The organism is Micromonospora sp. NBC_01796 (genome assembly GCF_035917455.1).
Taxonomy (GTDB): domain Bacteria; phylum Actinomycetota; class Actinomycetes; order Mycobacteriales; family Micromonosporaceae; genus Micromonospora_G.
The window spans coordinates 5,286,929-5,309,417 of record NZ_CP109078.1 but is presented as its reverse complement, the minus strand read 5'-3'; the positions used below and the strand labels follow the sequence as shown (position 1 = coordinate 5,309,417).

Annotated in this window: 15 protein-coding genes; 5 read left to right on the top strand and 10 right to left on the bottom strand. The window is 71.3% G+C overall.

Going from position 1 to position 22,489, the window contains the following annotated elements; genetic code table 11:
• Positions 1-47: 47 nt before the first annotated feature.
• The 5 genes from OIE47_RS24495 to OIE47_RS24475 are packed head-to-tail and all read right to left on the bottom strand — an operon-like array spanning position 48 to position 5,910.
• Positions 48-1,025 carry a substrate-binding domain-containing protein gene (locus tag OIE47_RS24495; RefSeq protein ID WP_326556865.1) on the bottom strand — a complete coding sequence of 326 codons (978 nt, stop codon included), beginning with the start codon at positions 1,023-1,025 and terminating at the stop codon, positions 48-50.
• 54 nt (positions 1,026-1,079) lie between these two features.
• On the bottom strand, positions 1,080-2,081 hold the full coding sequence (locus OIE47_RS24490; protein WP_326556864.1) for an ABC transporter permease: 1,002 nt from the start codon (positions 2,079-2,081) through the stop codon (positions 1,080-1,082).
• Positions 2,078-3,610 (bottom strand): sugar ABC transporter ATP-binding protein, encoded by a 1,533-nt coding sequence (locus tag OIE47_RS24485; protein ID WP_326556863.1) that lies wholly within the window; start codon positions 3,608-3,610, stop codon positions 2,078-2,080. Before OIE47_RS24485 ends, OIE47_RS24490 begins: the two co-directional genes overlap by 4 nt.
• Positions 3,607-5,058 (bottom strand): aldehyde dehydrogenase family protein, encoded by a 1,452-nt coding sequence (locus OIE47_RS24480; RefSeq protein WP_326556862.1) that lies wholly within the window; start codon positions 5,056-5,058, stop codon positions 3,607-3,609. The genes OIE47_RS24485 and OIE47_RS24480 overlap by 4 nt, the downstream gene beginning before the upstream one ends.
• Positions 5,059-5,079: 21 nt before the next feature.
• The gene (locus OIE47_RS24475; RefSeq protein ID WP_326556861.1) at positions 5,080-5,910 is read right to left on the bottom strand and encodes an IclR family transcriptional regulator; all 831 of its coding nucleotides are present in this window, start codon (positions 5,908-5,910) and stop codon (positions 5,080-5,082) included.
• Positions 5,911-6,259: 349 nt separating this feature from the next.
• Here OIE47_RS24475 and OIE47_RS24470 point away from each other — a divergent pair, with 349 nt between their 5' ends.
• Together OIE47_RS24470 and OIE47_RS24465 are read left to right on the top strand one after the other, a co-directional pair.
• A complete protein-coding gene (locus OIE47_RS24470; protein ID WP_326556860.1) occupies positions 6,260-6,427 on the top strand; it encodes a hypothetical protein in 168 nt (55 codons plus the stop codon).
• A 121-nt stretch (positions 6,428-6,548) separates the two neighbouring features.
• The gene (locus OIE47_RS24465; protein ID WP_326556859.1) at positions 6,549-7,544 is read left to right on the top strand and encodes an LLM class flavin-dependent oxidoreductase; all 996 of its coding nucleotides are present in this window, start codon (positions 6,549-6,551) and stop codon (positions 7,542-7,544) included.
• A 196-nt stretch (positions 7,545-7,740) separates the two neighbouring features.
• On the opposite strand, the gene OIE47_RS24460 is transcribed toward OIE47_RS24465, so the two are convergent.
• From OIE47_RS24460 to OIE47_RS24440, 5 genes are all read right to left on the bottom strand, one after another.
• A complete protein-coding gene (locus OIE47_RS24460) occupies positions 7,741-10,089 on the bottom strand; it encodes a rhamnogalacturonan lyase family protein (RefSeq protein ID WP_326556858.1) in 2,349 nt (782 codons plus the stop codon).
• 224 nt (positions 10,090-10,313) lie between these two features.
• Entirely contained in the window at positions 10,314-12,542 is a 2,229-nt protein-coding gene (locus tag OIE47_RS24455) for a beta-galactosidase (protein ID WP_326556857.1), read from the bottom strand.
• Between the two features lie 272 nt (positions 12,543-12,814).
• Positions 12,815-13,855, bottom strand: coding sequence for a carbohydrate ABC transporter permease (locus tag OIE47_RS24450; RefSeq protein WP_326556856.1), 1,041 nt, complete (start codon positions 13,853-13,855; stop codon positions 12,815-12,817).
• Positions 13,852-14,901, bottom strand: a complete 1,050-nt coding sequence (locus OIE47_RS24445; protein WP_326556855.1) for an ABC transporter permease — start codon at positions 14,899-14,901, stop codon at positions 13,852-13,854. The genes OIE47_RS24450 and OIE47_RS24445 overlap by 4 nt, the downstream gene beginning before the upstream one ends.
• A complete protein-coding gene (locus OIE47_RS24440) occupies positions 14,898-16,574 on the bottom strand; it encodes an extracellular solute-binding protein (RefSeq protein WP_326556854.1) in 1,677 nt (558 codons plus the stop codon). Before OIE47_RS24440 ends, OIE47_RS24445 begins: the two co-directional genes overlap by 4 nt.
• A 222-nt stretch (positions 16,575-16,796) precedes the next feature.
• Between OIE47_RS24440 and OIE47_RS24435 the strand changes: the two genes are divergently transcribed.
• The 3 genes from OIE47_RS24435 (at position 16,797) to OIE47_RS24425 (ending at position 22,476) form a co-directional block, all read left to right on the top strand.
• Positions 16,797-18,017 (top strand): ROK family transcriptional regulator, encoded by a 1,221-nt coding sequence (locus OIE47_RS24435; protein ID WP_326556853.1) that lies wholly within the window; start codon positions 16,797-16,799, stop codon positions 18,015-18,017.
• Positions 18,018-18,313: 296 nt separating this feature from the next.
• Positions 18,314-21,418 carry a glycoside hydrolase family 3 C-terminal domain-containing protein gene (locus OIE47_RS24430; protein WP_326556852.1) on the top strand — a complete coding sequence of 1,035 codons (3,105 nt, stop codon included), beginning with the start codon at positions 18,314-18,316 and terminating at the stop codon, positions 21,416-21,418.
• Complete coding sequence (locus OIE47_RS24425; protein ID WP_326556851.1) at positions 21,418-22,476, top strand: LacI family DNA-binding transcriptional regulator; 1,059 nt, start codon at positions 21,418-21,420, stop codon at positions 22,474-22,476. The genes OIE47_RS24430 and OIE47_RS24425 overlap by 1 nt, the downstream gene beginning before the upstream one ends.
• Positions 22,477-22,489: the final 13 nt, after the last annotated feature.

Sequence of the window (22,489 nt, the reverse complement as noted above, 5' to 3'; positions counted from 1 at the left end):
GGTCAACCGAAGCCGGCGATCATCGATCGCCCCGAGATCGTCCCGGCTCAGAAGCCGCCCTTGGGGTCGAGGAACTGGGCCGCGTTCTCCTTGGTCACCCTCGGCGAGGGGACCACCGTGTCCTTCTCCGTCTTGGTGCCGCCCAGGATCTCGACCGCCCGGTCCAGGCCCAGGCTGCCGATGATGTCCGCGTCGTTCAGGCCGGTGACCAGGTAGTTCGTCCCGTCGAGAATGGCCTTCAACGCCTCGGCCTGACCGTCCACACCGGCGATGATGATCTGCTTGTCCTTGCCCGCGTCGGCGATCGCCCGCTGCGCGCCCAGGCACATCGCGTCGTTCTCGCAGAACACCGCGGCCAGGTCGGCGTTGGTGGCGAGCAGGCTCTCCATCACGGTCAGCCCGCCGTCGGAGCCCCAGTTGCCGAAGTCCGGCGCCTCGACCAGGGTGATTCCCGGCTTGCCGCCGAGCACCGACTTCACCCCGTCGGTACGGGCCAGCCCGATGCTGTTGTCCGCCGGCCCCCCCTTGATGATGGCGACCTTGCCGCCGCTGGGCAGCTTCTCGGCGAGGAACTCCCCGTTCTGTACGCCGATCGCCTTGTTGTCCGGGCCGATCCAACTGGTGTACTCGCCGGTCTGGAACTTCCGGTCGACCAGCACCACCGGCTTGCCCGCCGCCTTGATCGCGTTGAGGGCCGCCGGGGCCGACTCCAGCGGTCCACCGGAGATGATCACCGCGTCGACGTTCTTACTGAGCAGGTCCTCGACGTTCGCGGCGAGCTTGGCGGCGTCACCGTTCGCGTCGGTGCTGATGATCTCGACGTTCCCCTTCTTCTTCGCCTGGGCCGCGATGGCCTTGTCCATGCCGCTGAAGTAGGGCCCGCTCAACATGAAGTTCGCCACGCCGATCGTGTACGAGCCGTCCCCGCCGGCACCCGAGCCGTCGGACTCGGAGCAGGCGGTCAGGCCGAGGGCGAGGGCGAGGGTGCCGGTGACCAGCAGTCGGCTGAGCTTCTTCGGGTTCATGCCAACATCTCCCGTGGTGTGGTGGGTGGGGTGGTGGTGTGGGCGCGTCCCGCGTCAGGGGCGTACCCGGTTGACCCGCTGGACCAGGATCACCGCGATGATGATCAGTCCCTTGAGGACCTGCTGCCAGAAGCTCTGCACGCCGTACAGGTTCAGCAGGTTGTTGATCAGGGCGAGGACGAGGACACCGCCGAGGGTCGCCTTCGCCGTACCGCGCCCGCCGGCCAGGCTCGCCCCGCCGATCACGCACGCGGCGATCGCGTCCAGTTCGAAGGCGACACCGACGCTCGGCTGGGCGATCCCGACCCGGCTGGCCAGGATCACCCCGGCCAGTCCGGCGCAGGCACCGCTGATCGTGTACGCGAGGATCACGTGCCGGCGTACGTTGATGCCGGCGAGGCGTACGGTCTCCGGGTTGCCGCCGATCGCGATGATCGACCGTCCGGCCGGGGTACGGGACAGGAACACCCCGCCCAGGCCGAAGACCGCCAGCATGATCACCGTGGTCAGTGGGATCGGACCGACCATCGCCGTGCCGAGGGTGAAGAACGCCGGGTCGTCCGGGGCGATCGGCACCTCGGAGTAGACGAACGCCAACCCCCGGACGGTGGTCAGCGCGGCCAGCGTCACCACGAACGGTGCCAGCCCGAACCGGGCGATCAGGGTGCCGTTGACCAGCCCGAACCCGATCCCGGCCAGGATGCCGACCAGCATCGCCAGCGGGATCGGCAGCCCCGAGACCAGTCCGGCGGTGACGATCCCGGCGAACGCGACCACCGAGCCGACCGAGAGGTCGATGCCGCCGGTGAGGATGACCACCAGCATGCCGAAGGCGAGCAGCCCGGTGGTGACCATCTGCTTGAGCAGGTTGGTCAGGTTGGTCTGGGTGAAGAACGTGTCGGAGGTCAGGGCGGCCACCACGATCAGTCCGACGACGAGCGTGCCGAGCACCGCCTCGACCGTACGGTCCCGGCCGTTGACCACCAGTCGCAACGGCCGTCGTGGTCCGCCGCTGGTGGCGGTGTCCGGCGCGGTGTCGGTGAGCTGCCCCGTCATACCCTCTCCTCGTGCCCGGTCACGGGCGTCCGCTCCATCCGGCCGGCGGCCGGTCCGATCGCGTACCCGAGCACCTCGTCCTCGGTGGTCCGGTCGGCGGCCAGTTCACCGGTGAGCCGGCCCTGCCGCATCACCAGGACCCGGTCGCTGGCCCCGAGCACCTCGGTCAGGTCCGAGGAGATGAGCAGGACGCTCAGCCCGGACCGGGCCAGGTCGTCGATGATGCGGTAGATCTCCACCCGGGTGGCCATGTCCACGCCCCGGGTCGGTTCGTCGAGGATGAGCACGCTCGGCCCGACCAGCAGCCACTTGGCCAGCACCGCCTTCTGCTGGTTGCCGCCGCTGAGGTTGACCACCGCCATCGAGGCGCAGTGCGCCGGTTGGATGGCGAGCCGGTCGACCATCGTGGTCACGTCCCGCCGTTGGCGGGCCCGGTCGACCAGGCCGACCCGGCTGTGCCGGTGCAGGGTGGTGAGGGCGATGTTGTCCCATACGGTCAGGTCGAGGACCAGCCCGGTGCGTTTGCGGTCCTCGGTGACCAGTGCGACCCCGGCCGCGATCGCCTCCGCCGGGGTACGGAAGTCCCCTCCCCCGCCCGCGACCCGGACCTCGCCGGTCGCGGCCCGCTCGGCGCCGAAGACGCACCGGGCCAGTTCGCTGCGGCCCGAGCCGACCAGCCCGAACAAGCCGACGACCTCGCCCTCGTGCAGGGTGAACGAGACGTCGGTGAACTCCCCCGGCCGGCCGAGCCCGGTGACGGTCAGCCGGGGAGCGCCCCTGCCCTCCCGCCGGTCCGGGTAAATCTGGGCCAGTCGGCGCCCGGCCATCAGCCGGATCAGCTCGTCCTCGTCGGTCTCGGCCGGGGTGGTCGTGGCGACCACCCGACCGTCCTTGATCACCACGATGGTGCTGGCGAGTTCGAGCACCTCGGCCAGCCGGTGCGAGACGTACACCACCAGCACGCCGCGTTGGGTCAGCCGCCGTACCAGCGCGAAGAGCGAGTCGAGGTCGCTGCCGGCCAGCACCGCGGAGGGCTCGTCGAGCACCAGCACCCGTGGCTCGGCGACCAGCGCCTTCGCGATCTCGACCATCTGCTGCCGGGCCACCGAGAGCCGGCCCGCGACGGTACGGGGGTTGATAGCGCCGAACCCGATCGAGTCGAGCAGGGCGCCCGCCCGGCGGTGCGCGGCGGCCCAGTCGATCAGGCCGGCCCGCCGGGGGAAGTTCCCCATCAGCAGGTTCTCCGTGACCGACAGCTCGGGGACGAGGCTGAGTTCCTGGTAGACCGTACGGATGCCGTGGTCGTGCGCGTCGTGCGGCGAACGCAGCTCTACCCGCTCGCCGTCGAGGCGCATCTCGCCCGCGCTCATCGGCTGCGCCCCGGCCAGGATCTTGATCAGGGTGGACTTGCCGGCACCGTTCGCGCCGACCACGGCCAGCACCTCGCCCGGCTGTCCGACCAGGTCGACCCCGTGCAGCACCTCGACGCCGCCGTAGTCCTTGTGCACCCCCCGCAGTTCGAGGCTCATTCGAAGGCCTCCATCACCACGATGGTCTTCTGCCGGGTGAAGTCCAGGGCGGTGTCGTGTACGCCCTCGCGGTAGCCGCCGGTGTCCTTGGTCCCGCCGAACGGCAGGTTCTCCGCGCGTACGGCGGTCGAGCCGTTGATCAGCACCCCGCCGACGTCGAGCCGCCGGGCCAGGGTGAAGGCGCGCGAGATGTCCCGGGTGAACACCGCCGCGTGCAGCCCGTACGGCGACTCGTTCGCCATCGCGACCGCGTCGAACGGGTCGGTGAACCGGGCCACCGGCGCCACCGGGCCGAAGATCTCCGCGGCCAGGGCGGGACTGTCCGGCGGCACGTCGACCAGGACGGTCGGGTCGACGAAGGCGCCCCGCCGGGCCCCACCGGCGACCAGCCGGGCACCGTCGTGCACGAGCCGGCCGACCGCGTCCTCGACCTGTGCCGCGGCCGACTCGGCGATCAGCGGACCGACGTCGGTCGTCTCGACCAACTGGTCGCCGACGGTCAGCTCGGCGGTCTGCGCGAGCAGCGACGCCACGAACGCGTCGTACGCGCCGTCCTGCACGTAGACCCGCTTGACCGCGCAGCAGATCTGCCCGTTGCCCCGGGCCAGCCGGCCGAGCACCACCGCCCGGGCGGCCTGCTCCACGTCCGCGTCGTCGCAGACGATCAGCGCGTCGTTGCCGCCGAGTTCGAGGAAGACCTTCTTCAGGGTGGCGGCGGCCCGTCGGGCGATCTCCCGCCCGGCCGAGGTGCTGCCGGTGAGGCTCACCGCCGCGATGCCGGGCAGTTCGGCCAGGAGTTGGGAGACCCGTACCCCGCCGGTGACGACCTGGTGCGCGTACCGGGGGGCACCGGCCAGTTCGACCAGTTCGGCGATCCGGACCAGGCTGAGCGGGCAGCGCGCGGGTGGCTGCACCACCACGGCGTTGCCGGCGGCGAGGGCGGCGGCGGCCTTGTGCGCGTACAGCTCGACCGGGTAGTTGAACGGGACCAGCGCGGCCACCACGCCGATCGGTTCGCGCACGGTCACCGCCAGGTGCCGCTCCATTCCGGGTACGGCGTCCAGCGGGATCTGCCGACCGAAGAGCCGGGTCGCCTCGCCCGCGTGGGCGCGGAAGATCCGGATCGCCGCCTCGACCTCGCCCCTGGTCTGCGGCAGCGGCTTGCCGTTCTCGGCCGCGAGCAGCCGGGCCAGGCTCTCCTGTTCGGCCTCGACCAGGTCGGCGATCCGGCGCAGCAGCCCCGCCCGCTCGTGTGCGGGCAGTGCGGCCATCGCCCGCTGACCGGCCTGGGCGGCGTCGACCACCGCCAGTACGCGTTCCTCACCGGCTGCCTCGACCTCGCCGAGCAGCGCGCCGGTGCCCGGATTGTGCACGGTGATGACCGACTCGGCCGCCGGGACGGCGTCGGTGGACGGGGCGGAACCAGTTGACGATGTGACGGCGGACATCCGTTCCACTCCTTGGCTGGGTCAGCGGGCGTGTTCGCTGATGCTCGGGTGTTCCGGTCGGGTGTGGTTTTCCGGCGACGGGCGGCGGCGATGGGCCGGATAACCGATCCGTCGACCGATATTGACGGCCATGGCCAGTGCGGTCGGCGCGAGGCGATGGCAGTCGTCGATGCTGAACCGGTGCGCCGGAGCCGACACGCTGAACGCGCCGACCGGCTGGCCGGAGGCACTCAGGATCGGCAGGCCGAAACAGCGGACGCCCTCCTCGTTCTCCTCGTCGTCGATCGCGAACCCGCGGGCCCGGACGAGGTCGAGTTCGGTGTTCAGCGCCGCTCCGGTGAGCGTCCTGGCGGTACGGACCGGCAGTGGACCGGTGAGGATCTCCGCGCGCCGCCGCTCGTCCAGCGCGGCGAGTACGGCCTTGCCCATCGAGGTGCTGTGCATCGCCACCCGGCTGCCGATCCGGGAGACCAGCCGTACGGACTTCGCGCTCTCCACCTTGTCCACGTAGACGATGTGGTTGCCGACCGGGATGCCCAGGTGCACCGTCTCCCCGCTCAACTCGACCAGTTCGACCAGGTACGGGCGGGCCGCGGCGCGCAGACCGTCCTCTTCGAGGTACTGCCCGGCGAGCGCGATGAGGGTGACGCCGAGGTGGAAGGCGCCGGCCGGGTCCCGTTCGAACACGCCGAGTTCGAGCAGTGAGGTGGTGTACCGGTGGGTGGTGCTCAGCGCGATGCCGGCTTCCGCGGCAAGCTCGCCCAGGGTCAGTCCGGCCCCGCCAGCCTCGGAAACCGCGCCGATCAGCTCGAATGCCTTATCGACGCTGGACGATTTTCTTCCGCTCCTCATTCGAGTTACTCGAATCCATTTCCATCGAGTTCAGATATCGGCGATGTTTACACCGTGAAACAACTCTGTCAACCTTTTGAGCCGCCAGACATCGGAGGTATCCGCCCACCTCAAGATCAGCCAGGGCTCACCAAAACCCACAAAGCGCTGGTCATCGACGCTCCCACGCGCATCGGGGGGACTGGCCCCGCAGCCAGGTCCGGATCGATCTTTTCCCGCAGAGGAAGACATCCAATGTCTTCACCCATTCCGCACATACCTTGATCAATGTCACCGAGCCGGTCCGGCCCACCGCCGGGGCCGCGACCACCCGGCCCGGCCGTCGTACCGGGGCGGTAGGGTCCGAGTCATGACAGGTGACGAGCAGGAGCGGCGCCAGGCCGACGAGGACTGGAACCGTTTCGTCGACGGGCAGCTCGCCGAACTGGGGCTCAGCCGCGAGGAGCTGGCCCAGCAGGCCGCCCGGGGTGAGTTCGAGTCGCCCTCCGCCCAACACCTCTGGACCCTGATCGGCTGACGGGCAACGGGCCGCCGGCACCCGTGCCGACGAGCACCTCGGTGGGCAAGCTCACCCGATCCGCCCGAGTGGAACAATTTGGGCGGGCCGACTGTTGATCGACTGTGTGATCGACGTACCCATGTCTGTTCTTGACCTTGCCCCGGTCGCCGCCGGCACCACCGCCGGTGAGGCCCTGCGGCACACCACCGCCCTCGCGCGGCGGACCGAGGAGTTGGGCTACCAGCGCTTCTGGGTGGCCGAACACCACAACATGCCGGCCATCGCCAGCAGCGCCCCACCCGTGGTGATCGCCCACCTGGCCGCGGCCACCTCGACGATCCGGGTCGGTTCGGGCGGGGTGATGCTGCCCAACCACGCGCCGCTGGTGGTCGCCGAACAGTTCGGCACCCTGGAGGCGCTGCATCCCGGCCGGATCGACCTGGGCATCGGCCGGGCGCCGGGGACCGACCAGGTGACCGCGCTGGCGCTGCGTCGCACCATGGAGGGACTCTCGGCCGAGAACTTCCCGCAGGAGCTCGCCGACCTGATCAACTACTTCACCGGGGACCACCCCGGCCCGATCACCGCCAGCCCCGGCCGGGGGAACATGCCCGCCGTCTGGCTGCTCGGGTCGAGCGGCTTCAGCGCACAGCTCGCCGGGCTGCTCGGCCTGCCGTTCTCCTTCGCCCACCACTTCAGCTCCACCAACACCCTGCCGGCGCTGGCCCTCTACCGGCAGAACTTCCGCCCGTCGCAGTGGCTGGACAAGCCGTACGCGATGGTCGCGGTGAACGCGATCTGCGCGGAGACCGACGAGCACGCGCAGTGGCTGTCCGGGCCCGCCGCGCTCTCCTTCCTGCGCCTGCGCTCGGGTCGGCCGGAGCCGCTGGCCACGCCCGAGGAGGCGGCGGCGTACCCGTTCACGGAGGCGGAGCGGCAGTTCAGCCGGGAACGGATGCAGGGACAGGCGATGGGCAGCCCCGAGACCGTCCGCAGGCAGCTCACCGAGCTGCTGGAGCGGACCCGGGCAGACGAGCTGATGCTGACCGCGATGGTCTACGACGTCGACGAACGGATCCGCTCCTTCGAGCTGATCGCCGAACAGGTCGCGGGCGGGCTCCGGCACGACAAGTGACGGGGAACACCCCCCGATCCGGGGCCACGAAACAGCATCTTCACGTGGCTGTCACCGGCACGCCCCGTAACCCCGCCTAGTGTTACTACCGGTGGTGGTTCGACATGCGCGGTCGGGACGGGTCGCGTTATGTCGCGGTGTGTGTCGTACCGGGCCGGGTGGGGTGGGCCCCTACCCGGTCCGGTACGACTGGGCCTCAGCGCAGATAGATGTTGGGCTGGGGCGGGGTGGCCATCCCGTTACCGATGAAGAAGCTCGGATGCGGCGGCTGGTTGTAGGCGGTGTTCTGCCACGCGACCGCCACCCGATACTGCGGATCGTGCATCAACGTCGCGATCCTGGTGCTGGTCGTCGTCGGCGTGCTGTAGATCCGTAGCGCCGAGCTGTCACTCGTACGCCAGATCGCCTCCTCGCGCCAGTCGCCGAGGATGTCGGCCGACAGCGCGGGCGTGGACTTGGTGCCGTTGTTCGAGGCCACCCCGCTGCCGGTGAGCAGCCGGGTGTCGCCGCCGGTGCCGTACTTGTCGATCCGGGTGGCGTCGAGCAGTTCGCGTACCGGATCCCCGTCCCACCAGACCAGGAAGTTCGCCGACGAGGGCTTACGGCCGACGTTCGCCCCGCTCGGGCTGCGCAGCCCGTCGACCGCCGACGACCACGACTCCGCGCCCGCGCTGCCGGCGTAGATGTCCCCGGCCACTCCCCGGCCGTTGTCCCCGGACGCACCGGTCGACCACAGGATCTGACCGGTACGCGCGTTCGCGAACCAGGACGACGGCTTGCTGGCATCCTCGCTGACCTTGAAATACTCCAGCCCCGCCCGGCTCGGGTCCAGGTCACCGACGTGTGCGGCGTCGCCGTGCCCGTGCCCGGTGTTCCAGAGCACGCTCCCGTTGTCGTCGACGCACATCGCGCCGAACAGGATCTCGTCCCGGCCGTCGGCGTCCACGTCGGCGATCGCGAGACTGTGGTTGCCCTGGCCGGCGTACTGGCTGCCGGCTGAGTTGGAGTCGAACGTCCAGCGCCGGGTCAGGCTCCCGTTGCGGAAGTCCCACGCCACGATCACCGTACGGGTGTAGTAGCCGCGCGACATGATCAGCGACGGACGCTGCCCGTCCAGGTACGCGGTGCCGGCGAGGAACCGGTCCACCCGGTTGCCGTAGTTGTCGCCCCACGAGGAGACCGTGCCGCGAGCCGGCAGGTAGTCCACCGTGGACGCGACCGCCCCGGTCCGACCGTCGAACATGCTCAGGTACTCCGGCCCGGCGAGGACGTACCCGCTTGCGTTGCGGTGGTCGGCCGAGGACGAGCCGATGAGCTGCCCGCTGCCGGACCGGGTGCCGTCGGCGGTTTTCATCGCCACCTCGGCGTCACCGTCGCCGTCGTAGTCGTACACCTGGAACTGGGTGTAGTGGGCACCGGCCCGGATGTTGCGACCCAGGTCGATCCGCCACAACCGGGTCCCGGTCAGGGTGTACGCGTCGACGTACACGTTCCCGGTGTACCCGGACTGCGAGTTGTCCTTCGCGTTGGACGGATCCCACTTCAGCACGATCTCGTACCGGCCGTCGCCGTCGAGGTCACCGACGGAGGCGTCGTTGGCCGAGTACGTGTACGCCTCCCCGGACGGGGTGGTCCCGCCCGGCGGCACCTGCAGCCGTACGTCGAGGTAACCGTTGGCGAACTGGAGCGCCGGCGCCGACGCGGCCTGCTCGGTCCCGCCCACCACCGCCCGTACGGTGTAGGCCGACCCGGCCGCGGCACCGCTGTCCAGATAGTTCGTGGCGCCGGTGATAGGCGAGGCGTTCACCCTGGTCGAGCCCCGGTAGAGGTTGAACGACACGCCCGTTCCCTCGGTGCCGAGCAGCCGCCAGGAGACAAGGTTGGCGCTGCCGGACCGGACGCTGACCAGCCCCCGGTCCAGGTCCTCGGCCTGCTTCGCCCCGGCCGCCGCCGGCGGTGGCGTCGTCGGTGGGGTGGTCGGCGTGGTCGGCGGCGGGTCGGTTGTCGGTGCCGGGGTCGTGCCGGTCGGCGTCGGGGTCGGTGTCCCGGTCGGCGGTGTGGTCGGGGGCGGGCCGGTGGTCGGGGTGATCCCACCGGTGCAGGTGGTGCCGTTGACCGCGAAACTTGCCGGCACCGGGTTGCTGCTGTTGTTCCAGGATCCGTTGAAGCCGAACGAGACGGTGCCGTTGGTGGCAACCGCCCCGTTGTAACCGACGTTGACGGCGGTCACCTGGGCGCCGGACTGGGTGACCGTGGCGTTCCAGGCCTGGGTCACCTGCTGACCGGCGGCGTACGACCAGGTCAGGGACCAGGCGGTGAGCGGGTCGCCGAGGTTGGTGATGGTGACGCCGGCGCCGAACCCGCCCTGCCACTGGTTGGCGACCTGGTAGTCGACCCGACAGCCTGCGGCGGCAGCCGAGGCGACCACCGCGGTCATGGCCCCGGTGACGGCGAGGGTGCCGGCGGTGACGGCGGCGAGCAGCGCGGTGCGGCGGGATCGCAGCCCCGCCGATCGGTAGGGGAGGCGTTCTCGTGAGCTGGGCATCTCTACTCCGTGGGGACGGGTGCGCGGCGGTGCCGCCGGCCGGCTGACCGGACGGGTGCTGCCGGCCTGCCCAGGGCCGGCGGCTCGACTCGCCACGCGGAAACGGCCGGGAAATGGATCAGTTCAATGGCCGGTTCGACGAAGGATGGAGGCTCCGAACGCACCTGGAGCCTAGGACAACCCTTCCGCAGCCCACAAGATAGACCGGGCCGAATTTAAAGGTTTCAGTTCTCCCGCAGGACGACATACCCGCCGCCCGGCACGACCACTTCGGTCGCCGGTTCCACCGTTCCCGTCGCGTTCACCGGCACCGCCGGTTGGGGCAGGGGCACGGTTCGCGGCTCGGGGTCGTGGTTGAGCAGGAACAGCCAGCTCGGGCCGTCGGGCGAGCGGCGGCGGACCGCCTCCACCCCGTCCGGCGCCGCCGGGCAGGTCGGCGCCGCCCCGGCCGCCAGCGCCGCGGTGGTCAGCAACCCCCGGTACGCGGCGTCGTCGAGTCGGGTGGAGACGTACCAGGCCACGCCCTTGCCGTACCGGTGTCGGGTCACCGCCGGCTGACCGGCCAACCGCCCGTCGCCGTACGCGAACACGGTCCGCGCCCCGACCAGCCGTACGGTCTCGGTCCACAGTCGACCGGTGACGTTCGCGCCTGCCTCGGCCGTTGCCTCGGCGGCCGGCTCCCCGGTCCGCCCCGCATGTTCGACGCCGACGAGGGGGTACCGCTCGTTGGCGGGGAGAGGATGGAACTCCTCCACCCGGATGCCGAGCACCTCCCGGAACGCGCCCGGATAACCGCCCAGCCGGACCCGGCCGTGCTCGTCGGCGACCCCGCTGAGGTAACCGACCACCAGGTGCCCACCACCCGCGACGAAGGCCCGTATCCGCGCCGCGGTCACGTCCGAGACCAGGTAGAACGCGGGCAGGACAAGCAGGTGGTACCCGGCCAGCGGGTCCGGGCCGCCGGCCGAGTCGAACCCGTCCGGGCTGCCAGCCGCGTCGGGTCGGTCGGGAGCGAACCGGTCCCGGGTGAGTTGGTCCGGGCCGACGAAGTCGGTGCTGAAGCCGGCCCGCCACAGCAGCCGGTGGGCCGCGCGGACCTCGTCGAGATAGTCGAGCCGGTCCGTGGGCAGGCCGGGGCCGTCCAGCGCCCACCAGCACTCGGCGTCCCACCCGATCGCCGCCGACGCCTCGACCGCCCCGGCCCGCACCGCCGGCAGCTCGTGCAGCACGCGCCCCAGCTCGACGGTCTCCCGGAACACCCGGCTGTCCGACCCGGCGTGCGGCACCAGCGCCGAGTGGAAGCGCTCCGCCCCACCTGCCGGTGCCCGCCACTGGAAGAACATCGCCCCACCCGACCCTCGGGCCACGTACGCGAGGCTGTTGCGGGCCAGCCGCCCCGGCTCCCGGCTGTGCATCCGACCGGGCGTGTAGATCAGGTTCGGCGCGCTCTCCAGCAGCAACCACCCCGGCCCGTTGTCGCCGGACGGTTCGAGACCGGCGGTCGGGACGTCGACACCGGCCGGGGCGGACACGGCCGGCGGGACCCGACGGGCCCAGGACCGGGCCAGGTCGGCGGCGAACGCGATCTGCTCCTCCGCGCCCCGGTCGGCGGCCGACGGGTAGTGGTCGATCGCGACCAGGTCCACCTCGCTCGACCAGCGGGCGTGGTCGACCGGGACCCAGTTCCCGAAGACGTAGTTGGTGGTCACCGGCACGTCCGGGGTTGCGGCCCGGAGCAGGTCGCGCTGCTCGGCGTACGCGGTCAGCAACTCGTCGGACCAGAACCGGCGGAAGTCGAGCACCTGGGCCGGGTTGGCCAGGTACTGGGTGGCGCGGGGCGTCGAGATCTGCGCCCAGTCCGTGTAGTGCTGGCTCCAGAAGCTCGTGCTCCAGGCGTCGTTGACCCGGTCCAGACTGTGGTGGCGGTCCCGCAGCCAGCGCCGGAACGCCTCGGTCGCGTACGGGCAGTGGCAGGTGGTGCCGTACTCGTTGTGCACGTGCCACAGCGCCAGCGCGGGGTGGTCCCGGTAGCGCTCGGCCAGCGCGGCGGTGATCGTCCCGGCGGCCGTACGGTAGGCCGGTGCGCTCGCGCAGTAGGTGTCCCGGCTGCCGTGGTGCAGGCGTACGCCGGTCGCGGTGACCGGGAGCGCGTCGGGATGGGCCGCCGAGAACCACGGTGGCGGGGACGCGGTCGGGGTGGCCAGGGCGACCCGGATCCCGCCGTCGTGCAGCAGGTCCAGCACCCGGTCCAACCAGTCGAAGTCGTACCGGCCCGGTTGTGGTTCGAGCCGGGACCAGGCGAAGACCCCGACGGTGACCAGGTTGACCCGCGCCTGCCGCATCAGTGCCACGTCCTGCGCCCAGACCTGCGGCGGCCACTGCTCCGGGTTGTAGTCCCCGCCGTAACAGAGCCCGTCGATCCCCTTCGGCCACCGCAAACCGCTCGCCTCCACCCGTTCTTTTGTTTGGTTTCCCACCTAATTGGACACCAGTGTTGAAGCGCCACACCTGCGAGATTGCCAGTTCCAGGCTTTGATGGGCGTCGAACCATTGACAGTTTGTTTGGATACCAAAGAAACTAGAGGGCAGGCCGCTCGGCGGTGCGAGTGGACCGGACAGACCGGCTTGCCGGTCGGCCCACTGCCCACGGGGTGAGTTTCGGCGGCTGGGACCCCGCGGGTACGGGTCCGGCGGGGTGCCCAGGTGGGGGGCGCCCCGCCCCCGGTCAGCCCTTGACCGCCCCGGTGAGCACGCCCTTGGTGAAGTGGCGCTGCACGAACGGGTAGACCACCACCGCCGGGATCACGGTCACCACCACGACCGCCATCTTGATCGCCAGCGTCGGCGGGTACGCGCTGATCCCCGGCAGGTTGGGCACGCTGCCGGTGACGTGCGGGGACTGGCCGGCGAGCAGGTAGCTCTGCAACACCCGCTGGATCGGGAACTTGTCGTTGTCGTCCAGATAGAGCACCGCGTTGAAGTACGAGTTCCAGTAGCCGACCGCGTAGAACAGCCCGACCACCGCCACCACCGCCCGGGACAGCGGCAGCATGATCCGGGTCAGGATGCGGAACTCTCCCGCCCCGTCGATCCGGGCGCTGTCCACCAACTCGCCCGGCACGTTCATGAAGAAGGCACGGATCACCACCAGGTTGAACACGCTGATCGCACTGGGCAGGATCAGCGACCAGAGGCTGTTCTTCAGGCCCAGCCCGGTCACCACCAGGTAACTCGGCACCAGGCCGGGGAAGATCAGGAACGTCAGCAGGAAGAAGAAGAGCAGCGGCCGGTGCGCCAGCGAGTCCGGCCGGGACAGCCCGTACGCGGCGAGCACGGTCAGCACCAGGCTGACCGCCGTACCGGCCACGGTGACCAGGGTGCTGATCCAGACCGCCTGGGTGACCGTCCCGCCGGAGAAGATCGTCACGTACGCCGAGATGTCGAGTTCTCGGGGCACGAGCACGATCCCGCCCGCCTCGTTGATCGTGTCCCGGGAGGCGAGGCTGGTCACCACCACCGCCCAGATCGGCCCGAGTACGGCCAGCACCAGCAGCGTGAGCAGGACACCCTTGCCGAACCGGCCGATCGGGGTCGGTGCCTCCGCCCAGGCCGGCCGGCGCTCCCGCTCCCGCCGACGCCGGTCCCGCTGCCACTGGCCCCGCTGCCGCCGGTTCCGCTGCCACCGGTCCCGGATGCGGCCGGTCCAATCCCTGCCCGGAGGCTCGACCCGCGCCGGTCCACCGTGCCGTGTCGACGTGACGCTCATGATTTCGCGTACACCCCCTGCTCGCCGAGCCGGTGTGCGGCCTTGTTCGCGGCCAGGATCAGGATCAGTCCGACGGCGGCCTTGAACAGTCCGGCCGCCGCTCCGAGGCCCCACTGCTGGGGCACGATCGCCTGGTAGTAGACGAAGGTGTCGAGGACCTCGGCGGCCTGCCGGCCGACCGCCTCCCGTTGCAGGATGAACTGCTCGAAGCCGACCGAGAGCGCGTCACCGAGCCGCATGATCAGCAGCAGGATGATCACCGGCCGGAGTCCGGGCAGGGTGATGTGCCAGAGCCGCCGCCAGGGGCCCGCACCGTCGGCGGCGGCGGCCTCGTACAGGTTCTGGTCTATCGCCGACAGCGCGGCCAGGAAGACGATCGCGCCCCAGCCGGCGTCCTTCCAGACCGCCTCGGCGGTGACCAGCACCATGAACGTGTCCGGGTCGGTCATCACGTCCCACGGCTCGAAACCGGCCTGGCGCAACTCCTGCGCGAGCAGGCCGGCACCACCGAGCATCTGCACGAAGAAGGTGACCACCAGCACCCAGCTGAAGAAGTGCGGCAGGTACACCACGCTCTGCACGAAGCCGCGTACCCGGCCGGAGACCACGCTGTTGAGCAGGATCGCCAGCAGGATCGGCAGTGGGAAGAAGAAGACGAGCTGGAACGCGGTGATGGTCAGGGTGTTGCGGACCGCGTCCCAGAACGCGGGGTCGCGGAAGAGGGTCTCGAAGTTGCCGAACCCGATCCACTCGCTGTGGATGAACGCGTCGAGCGGATCGTCGCCCAGGAACGGGTTGTAGTCCTGGAAGGCGATCACGTTGCCCAGCGTCGGCAGGTAGTGGAAGACCAACAGCAGCACCGCGGCGGGCGCGGCCATCACCAGCAGTGGCCAGTCCCGGCGCAGCCGGTCGGCCAGGGTGCGCCGGCCCGGCCGCCTGCCCCGACCGGCGCCCCGCCGACCCGCGACAGGTCGACCCCCGCCACGTCGAGCGGCAGCCCGGCGACCGACTGCCCCCCGGTCGGCGGCCTTCTCGTCGGTGGTCATCTGCCGTTGTCGGCCAGGGCCTTTTCCAGGAAGGCCCGCCCCTCGTCCCCGCCACCGGACCGGAACTCACTGGCCACCTGGTCGAGGTCGCCGATCGGCCGCCGCCCACGGAGGATGTCGTTGATCTTGTCTTCGCTGGGTACCAGCACCTTGGAGTAGTTCGCCGGCAGTTCGAGCTTGATCCCGGCGAACAGGTCCGGTTCCAGATGGGTGATCGTCGCCCGGTGGTAACCGAGGTAGTCCTGTACGTAGTTCGGGGTGTCGCCGCTGCGTACCTTCACCGGCACCCGGCCACCGAGGTAGTCGTACTGGGAGGCCTTCTCCTTGCGCCCCAACTCGGTGGGGATCGGGCTGCCGTCGGCGGCTCGGGTGAAGTGCCTGCCCTCCACGCCGTACTCGCGCAGCTCGTACTCGCGGCTGCCGAACGGGGCGGCGCCCCAGTTGAGCACCCGCAGGATCTCCTCGGTACGCGCCTTGCCGAGCCCCTTCTTGACGAAGGTGAAGAAGATCGGCTTCTCGCTGCCCCAGATCACCGGCTTGGTGGCGCCCGCGCCGAACACCGGTATCGGCTGCATGTTGAAGGTCGGGGTCACCTTGACCTGCTCGCCCTGCATCCCCTGCCAGGCTCCCAGACCGTCCTGGTACATCAGGATCTTGCCCCCGTTGAAGAGCTGCTTCTCGTCGGCGCCCTTGGTGGCCACCGTGTCCGGGTGCACCAGCCCCTCGGTGAAGAGGCGGGCGGTGAACTCCAGCGCGGCCCGGTACTCGGGCAGCTCGTACTTGTGGACCAGGCCACCGTCGGGCTTGCGCCGCCAGCCGTTCTGCACGCCGGGGCAGCCGAAGTACTGCTGCACCATGGAGAAGACGCTGCCGAACGCCCAGACGCCCCGGTCCGCCCTGGTCATCTCCTTGCCGAACCGGTACAGCTCGTCGGTGGTGGTCGGCGCGCCGACACCGGCCGCGTCGGTGAGGTCCTTGCGGTGGAACATCGCGAACGCGAACGGGCCGTCGGTCGGGAACGGTACGGAGTAGAGCCGTCCGCCCCAGGCCGCGTACTCCCAGGCGCCGGTGGAGAGGGCGGCCAGATTCGGGTACGCGTGCACCGCGTCGCCCTTGAGGTAGTCGGTCAGATCCTCGAACAGTGCCTTCACCGCGTCCGAGAACCGGGAGATCTTGTCGATTTCCCAGTTCGGACCGACCAGCAGGTCCGGTACGTCCCGCGCGCCGAGCACCGCGCTGAGCTTGTCGGAGTAGGTGTTCCCGTCCTGCAGGCTCGGGTTGACCGTGACGCCGAGCTGGGCGTTGACCGCGTCCAGATAGGAGTTTCGCCCGAGGGCGGGCGGGGTCGGCCCCCACCACGGCGACATCGTCCTGATCTCCGGCCCCCCGGCACCGGGCTTGTCCGGCACCGAGACCACCAGCTCACGGGGGTAGGTGAGGAAGCCCTGCGGGATCGGCCCCTGGCCGGGGATGTCCGGTTTGATCAGGTCGACCGCCCTGTAGTTCGGCAGTACGCCCTTGACCGCGTCGGCCTGGGTGGCGCTGCCCCGGCTGCCGGCCTCCTTGCTGCAACCGGCCAGCAGGCCACCACTGGCCAGTGCGGCGGTGCCGAGGCCGAACAGGGCGAGGAATCGGCGGCGGTCGGTGGCCCCGCTCGGATGCGTTGGATCCACGCCACGCTCCCTTCAATCGGTGGGGTGTGCGGCGCAGCGACGCACAGGTAGAGTTATTTCGTCGGGTGACTAAACTAAGTTAATCGACGGTGACCGCTGCCACAAGGGAGTCACCGGCGGCACGCCAGGTGTTCGCAGGGGCCCCTTCCGCTACAAATAGCGATAACAAGGGGCCCTTCCCTACACCACCAGTACGCGGGGAGCGGAAAGACTTTGATCACGATGCAGACCGGTGCCGAGCCGGCCGACCTCGCCGACGTACGGGCCACCAACCTCGCCGTCGTGCTGCGTTACGTACGCGCGCACGCACCCTGCTCGCGGGCGGACATCGCCGCCTCGACCGGGCTCAACAAGGCGACCGTGTCCAGCCTGGTCGCCGACCTGATCGACCGGCGGCTGCTGCGCGAGACCGGGCTCACCGAGAACCGGATCGGCCGCCCCGCCACCATGCTGGTCCTCGACGGCGAGCCGTACGCGGCGATCGGGATCGAGGTCGGCGCCGACCAGCTCACCGTGGTCGCGGTCGACCTCGGCGGGACCGAACTGCTCACCTGGCGCCGGGCCTTCGCCGGCTCGGGCGGCATCGGTACCCGGGCGGTCAGCTCGATCGCCACCCTGGCCGGGCGGGCGATCAACCGGCTCGCCGGCCAGGGGCGCACCATCCTCGGGCTCACGGTCGGCGTACCCGGACTGATCGACGCCGCGGGCACGGTCAGGATCGCGCCGAGCCTGGGCTGGCGGGACCTGACCCTCGGCGCCGACCTGCGCCGGGCGCTGCGGGAGCCGGCCTTCGACGTGGTGGTCGACAACGACGCCAACCTGGCCGCGCTGGCCGAGCACCGGCACGGCCCGTACGCCGGCACCGCCAACCTGGTCCACCTCACCGCGAGCGCCGGCATCGGCGCCGGGGTGGTGGCCGACGGCCGGCTGCTGCGCGGCGGGCGGGGCTTCGCCGGGGAGATCGGCCACCTCTGCCTCGACCCGACCGGTCCGGTCTGCCCCTGCGGCCGGCGCGGCTGCCTGGAGGCCCTGGCCGGCATCCCGGCGCTGATCCGGCGGGCGCTGCCGGACACCACGCCGGACGGTCCGGTCGCCGACTACGCCCCCGAGGTGGAACGGGTCCGCAGCCGCGCCCGGCAGGGCGACCGGTTGGCACTGGACACGCTCACCGAGGCCGGGCGGCACCTCGGACACGGGATCGCCGTGCTCGGGAACCTGGTCAACCCCGAGGTGGTGCTGCTCGGCGGCTACTTCGTCACGCTCGCACCGTGGCTGTTGCCGGCCGCCGAGACCGAGCTTGCCGCCCGTACGGTGGCACCGGACGCCGGGGGAACCAGGCTGGCCGCCTCCGCCCTCGGACCGGGTGCGGCGGCGGTCGGCGGCGCGGCCCGCGCCCTCGCCATGGTCGATGCCGGCCGGCTGCCCACCGCCCCGCCGCTCTGACCCGCCGCGCCCCGTGGTGGCACGACCGGGAATGGACCGGGCGGTATCAAATCGACCGACGTCATCCCTTGACCGGCCCGGCGGCGGGTGGAAGCCTCGAAGGTGCCTTGCCACCACGCCCCGGCGTCCGGCGTACCGGTGAGGCACACTTTTTCCTGGTCGTCGAAGCGCTTCGAGCTTCCCGGGCTGGCGACCGACCCCACACCGCCACCCCACCATGCTCGAACCGAGTCTTCGAGGCGTTCCGCCCGCCCGCGCCGGTGGATCCGCCCGCAGGATCACGAAAGGTGATCGACATGCGCCAGCCCACCATGCGCGAGGCCCTACCCGTGTGCGCACCCCCCGGCGCAGGCGAACCCACCGGACCGGTCATCCTGCCGGATCCCGCCGACCTGCCCAGCCCGTCGGTCCCGGAAAGCCCGGCCGGGCTGCGGATACCCGCCGACCTGGCCGGTCCCGCCGCCCGGACCGACGCCGGCCAGGGCTTCCGCGACCCCGACCGGCCGCTCCCGGACCGGGTCGCCGACCTGCTCGGACGGCTCACCCGGGACGAGAAGATCGGGCTCCTGCACCAGTACCAGGCGCCGATCCCCCGGCTCGGCATCGACACCTTCCGCACCGGCACCGAAGCCCTGCACGGGCTGGCCTGGCTCGGCCCGGCCACCGTCTTCCCCCAGGCCCTCGGGCTGGCCAGCAGCTGGCACCCGGAGCTGCTGCGCGCGGTCGGGGACGCGGTCGGCGACGAGGTACGCGCCCGGCACCGGCAGGACCCGGCCCGGATCGGGCTCAACGTCTGGGCACCGGTGGTGAACCCGCTGCGGGACCCCCGGTGGGGGCGCAACGAGGAGGGTTACGCCGAGGATCCCTGGTTGACCGGCCTGCTCGGCACCGCGTACGCGACCGGACTGCGCGGGGACCACCCGGACTATCTCAAGACCGCACCGACCCTGAAACACTTCCTCGGCTACAACAACGAAACCGACCGCTGCCTCAGTTCCAGCAACCTCCCGCCGAGGGTGCTGCACGAGTACGAGCTGCCCTCGTACCGGGCCCCGCTCGCGGCCGACGCGGCGGTGGCCGTGATGGCGTCGTACAACCTGGTCAACGGGCGGCCGGCGCATCTGAGTCCACTGCTGCACGGGGAACTGCGGGCCAGCGCGCCCGGCGAGATCATGGTGGTCGGCGACGCGGGCGCGGTCACCAACCTGGCCGGCGCCCAGGGCTACCTGCCGGACCACCCGAGCGGTTACGCCGCCGCGCTGCGGGCCGGGGTCGACAACGTCACCGAGGACGACACCGACGGGGCCCCGTCCCGGTGGCGGTTCACCGAGGCGCTGCGCCGGGGCCTGCTGGTGGAGTCCGACCTGGACGACGCGGTACGGCGGCTGCTCACCATCCGGTTCCGGCTGGGCGAGTTCGACCCGCCCGCGCGCAACCCGTACACCCGGATCGGGGCGGAGGTGGTCGACTGCGCCGCGCACCGGCGGCTGGCCCGGCAGGCCGCCGAGCAGTCGTTCGTCCTGCTGCGCAACAACGGGGTGCTCCCCCTCGACCCGAGCCGGACCAACCGGGTCGCGGTGCTCGGTCCGCTCGCCGGGACCCTGCACGTCGACTGGTACAGCGGCACCCTGCCGTACGCGGTGACCGCGCTCGACGGGCTGACCGAACGGATCGGTGCCGGGGTGACGTACCACCCCGGGGTCGACCGGATCGCCCTGCGGGTGGCCGGCCCGGACGCCGGTTACGTGCACGCCGGCACCGAAGCCGACGGCGCACCCCTGCGGGTACGCCCCGACCCCGCACCCGCGAGCTGGTTCGAGGTGTACGACTGGGGCCGGGACCTGGTCGCACTCCGGGCGGTCGCCAACGGTCAACACGTCGGGGGCGACCGGACCGGTGTCCTGGTCAACGACCGGCCCGGCCCCGGCGGCTGGCTGGTACGGGAGACGTTCCGGCTGGTCGAGCGGGGCGACGGGACCACCCTGCTCTGGCACATGGCCGGCGAACGGTTCGTCACCGTCGGCCCGGACGGGGTGCTGCGCGCCGAGACCCCCGACGCCGCCGGGGCGACCGCCTTCACCGTCGAGACGGTCGAGGACGGTGCCGCCACGGCGGCGGCGATCGCGGGGGACGCGCAGGTGGCGGTGGTGGTGCTCGGCAACCACCCGATGGTCAACGGGCGGGAGACCGAGGACCGGGTCGACCTGGCCCTGCCCGCCGCCCAGGAGGCACTGCTGCGCGCCGTACACGCGGCGAACCCGCGTACGGTGCTCGTGCTGACCAGCGGGTACCCGTACGCGGTGAACTGGGCCGACGCGCACCTGCCGGCCGTACTGTGGTCGGCCCACGGCGGCCAGGAGTACGGGCACGCGCTGGCCGCCGTACTCTGCGGCGACACCGACCCCGGCGGACGGCTGACCCAGACCTGGTACCGCGCCGCGACCGAACTGCCCGACCTGTTCGACTACGACGTGATCACCAGCGACGCGACCTACCTGTACTACCGGGGCGACCCGCTCTACCCGTTCGGGCACGGGCTGAGTTACACCACGTTCGGCTACGCCGACCTGCGGTGCGACACCGACGAGGTGGAGCCGGACGGCACCGTCGAGGTCAGCGTCGAGGTGACCAACACCGGTGCGCGGCCCGGCGTCGAGGTGGTGCAGCTCTACACCCGGCAGCGGCAGTCGCGGGTGAAGCAGCCGCTGCGCCAGTTGCGCGGCTTCGCCCGGGTCACCCTCACCCCCGGCGAGAGCACCACCGTACGTCTCCCGCTGCGCGCCGCCGACCTGGCGCACTGGGACGTGACCGGGGACCGGTACGTGGTCGAGCAGGCCCCGCACACCGTCTGGATCGGACGGTCCAGCGGGGATCTCCTGGCCAGCACCACGCTGGCCGTACGCGGTGAGCGGATCGGTCCCCGCGATCCCCTCCGTGCCCGGCTGCGCGCCGCCGCCCACGACGAGTACGCCGGGATCGTGGCGGTGCCCGACGGCAGGCTCGGCGACGCGGTGCAGGCCACCGAGGCGGGCGCCTGGGTCCGGTTCGCCGAGGTCGACTTCGGCACCGGTGTGACCGGTGTGACCGCCCGGATCGCCAGCCCGCCCCCGCACCTGCCCGAGACGACCCCGCACCCGGCCGGGCTCACCCTCCGGTTGGACGACCCGGTCGACGGGCCGGTGGTGGGGACGATCCCGGTCCCGGCGATGGGCCTGCGCGACCCGGCCGCGCGCCAACCACGCGACTGGGCCGAGGTCACCGGTCGCTGGCAGCGGACGCAGGCGTCCGGAGTACGGGACCTGTACCTGCTGTTCGACGCCCCAGGCGTTACCGTGAGCTGGTTGAACTTCGTCAGCGCGACGATCGGTCAACGGTCCGTGGCTGATGCTGGAGGCGTTTAGTGTCCGATCCGAACCTCGTACCGAAACGCCCGGACATGGTGACCATCGCCGACGTGGCCCGGCACGCCGGGGTGGCGGTGAGCACCGTCTCGTACGTCCTGAGCGGCAAGCGGGCCATCTCGGCCACCACCCGCGAACGGGTCCTGGCCAGCGTACGGAAGCTCGGTTACCACCCGAACGCGGGTGCGCGGGCGCTGGCCAGCCGGCGGGCGAACGTGATCGCCCTGGTGCTCCCGCTGCGCTCGGGCATGCACCTGCCGGTGCTGATGCAGTTCGCCACCGCCGTGGTGACCACGGCCCGCCGGTTCGACCACGACGTGCTGCTGATGACGGCCGACGAGGGCCCGGCAGAGCTGCGCCGGATCGCGGCCAGCGCGATGGTCGACGGGCTGATCCTGATGGACGTGGAGATGCACGACCCGAGGGTGCCGCTGCTGCGCGAGTTGGAGCGGCCCAGCGTGCTGATCGGTTTCCCCGCCGACGCCACCGGCCTGACCTGCGTCGACCTCGACTTCTACCAGGCCGGTCAGGTCTGCGTGGAGCACCTGGCCCGGCTCGGGCACCAACGCCTCGCCCTGCTCGGCGCCCCGGCGGTGGTCTACGACCGGGACACCGGGTACGCCCACCGAACCCGGGCCGGGTTCACCGAGACCGCGCACCGGCTCGGCCTGACCGCTATCGCCCAGCCGTGCGAGGAGAACTTCGACTCCGTACGCCGGGAACTGGCCGGGCTGTTCGACCGGCAGCCGGACCTGTCCGGGCTGGTGGTGCACAACGAGGCGGCGGTGGGACAGGTGCTGGCCGCCCTGCCGGCGCTGGGTCGTACGGTGCCGGGCGACGTCTCGGTGGTGGCGATCTGCCCGGACGAGGTCGCCGAGCGGGCCGCCCCGGCGCTGACGTCGGTGCTCATTCCGGCCGAGGAGGTCGGGCAGCGGGCGGTGACGCTGCTGATGGACAAGCTGGCCGGCAAGGAGGTGCCGGAGGGGACCCTGCTCGACCCCCGGCTCACCGTCCGGGCCAGCACCGGCGCACCCGCCCTCTCCCCCACCGTCCACTGAGGTCAATCGGCGA

Excerpts from the sequence above, each read along its gene's own strand:
- OIE47_RS24445 (WP_326556855.1), bottom strand. The coding sequence starts at position 14,901 with ATGACCACCGACGAGAAGGCCGCCGACCGGGGGGCAGTCGGTCGCCGG.
- OIE47_RS24460 (WP_326556858.1), bottom strand. The coding sequence starts at position 10,089 with ATGCCCAGCTCACGAGAACGCCTCCCCTACCGATCGGCGGGGCTGCGA.
- OIE47_RS24480 (WP_326556862.1), bottom strand. The coding sequence starts at position 5,058 with ATGTCCGCCGTCACATCGTCAACTGGTTCCGCCCCGTCCACCGACGCC.
- OIE47_RS24495 (WP_326556865.1), bottom strand. The coding sequence starts at position 1,025 with ATGAACCCGAAGAAGCTCAGCCGACTGCTGGTCACCGGCACCCTCGCC.
- OIE47_RS24475 (WP_326556861.1), bottom strand. The coding sequence starts at position 5,910 with ATGAGGAGCGGAAGAAAATCGTCCAGCGTCGATAAGGCATTCGAGCTG.
- OIE47_RS24435 (WP_326556853.1), top strand. The coding sequence starts at position 16,797 with ATGCAGACCGGTGCCGAGCCGGCCGACCTCGCCGACGTACGGGCCACC.
- OIE47_RS24430 (WP_326556852.1), top strand. The coding sequence starts at position 18,314 with ATGCGCCAGCCCACCATGCGCGAGGCCCTACCCGTGTGCGCACCCCCC.
- OIE47_RS24470 (WP_326556860.1), top strand. The coding sequence starts at position 6,260 with ATGACAGGTGACGAGCAGGAGCGGCGCCAGGCCGACGAGGACTGGAAC.
- OIE47_RS24490 (WP_326556864.1), bottom strand. The coding sequence starts at position 2,081 with ATGACGGGGCAGCTCACCGACACCGCGCCGGACACCGCCACCAGCGGC.
- OIE47_RS24450 (WP_326556856.1), bottom strand. The coding sequence starts at position 13,855 with ATGAGCGTCACGTCGACACGGCACGGTGGACCGGCGCGGGTCGAGCCT.
- OIE47_RS24485 (WP_326556863.1), bottom strand. The coding sequence starts at position 3,610 with ATGAGCCTCGAACTGCGGGGGGTGCACAAGGACTACGGCGGCGTCGAG.
- OIE47_RS24465 (WP_326556859.1), top strand. The coding sequence starts at position 6,549 with ATGTCTGTTCTTGACCTTGCCCCGGTCGCCGCCGGCACCACCGCCGGT.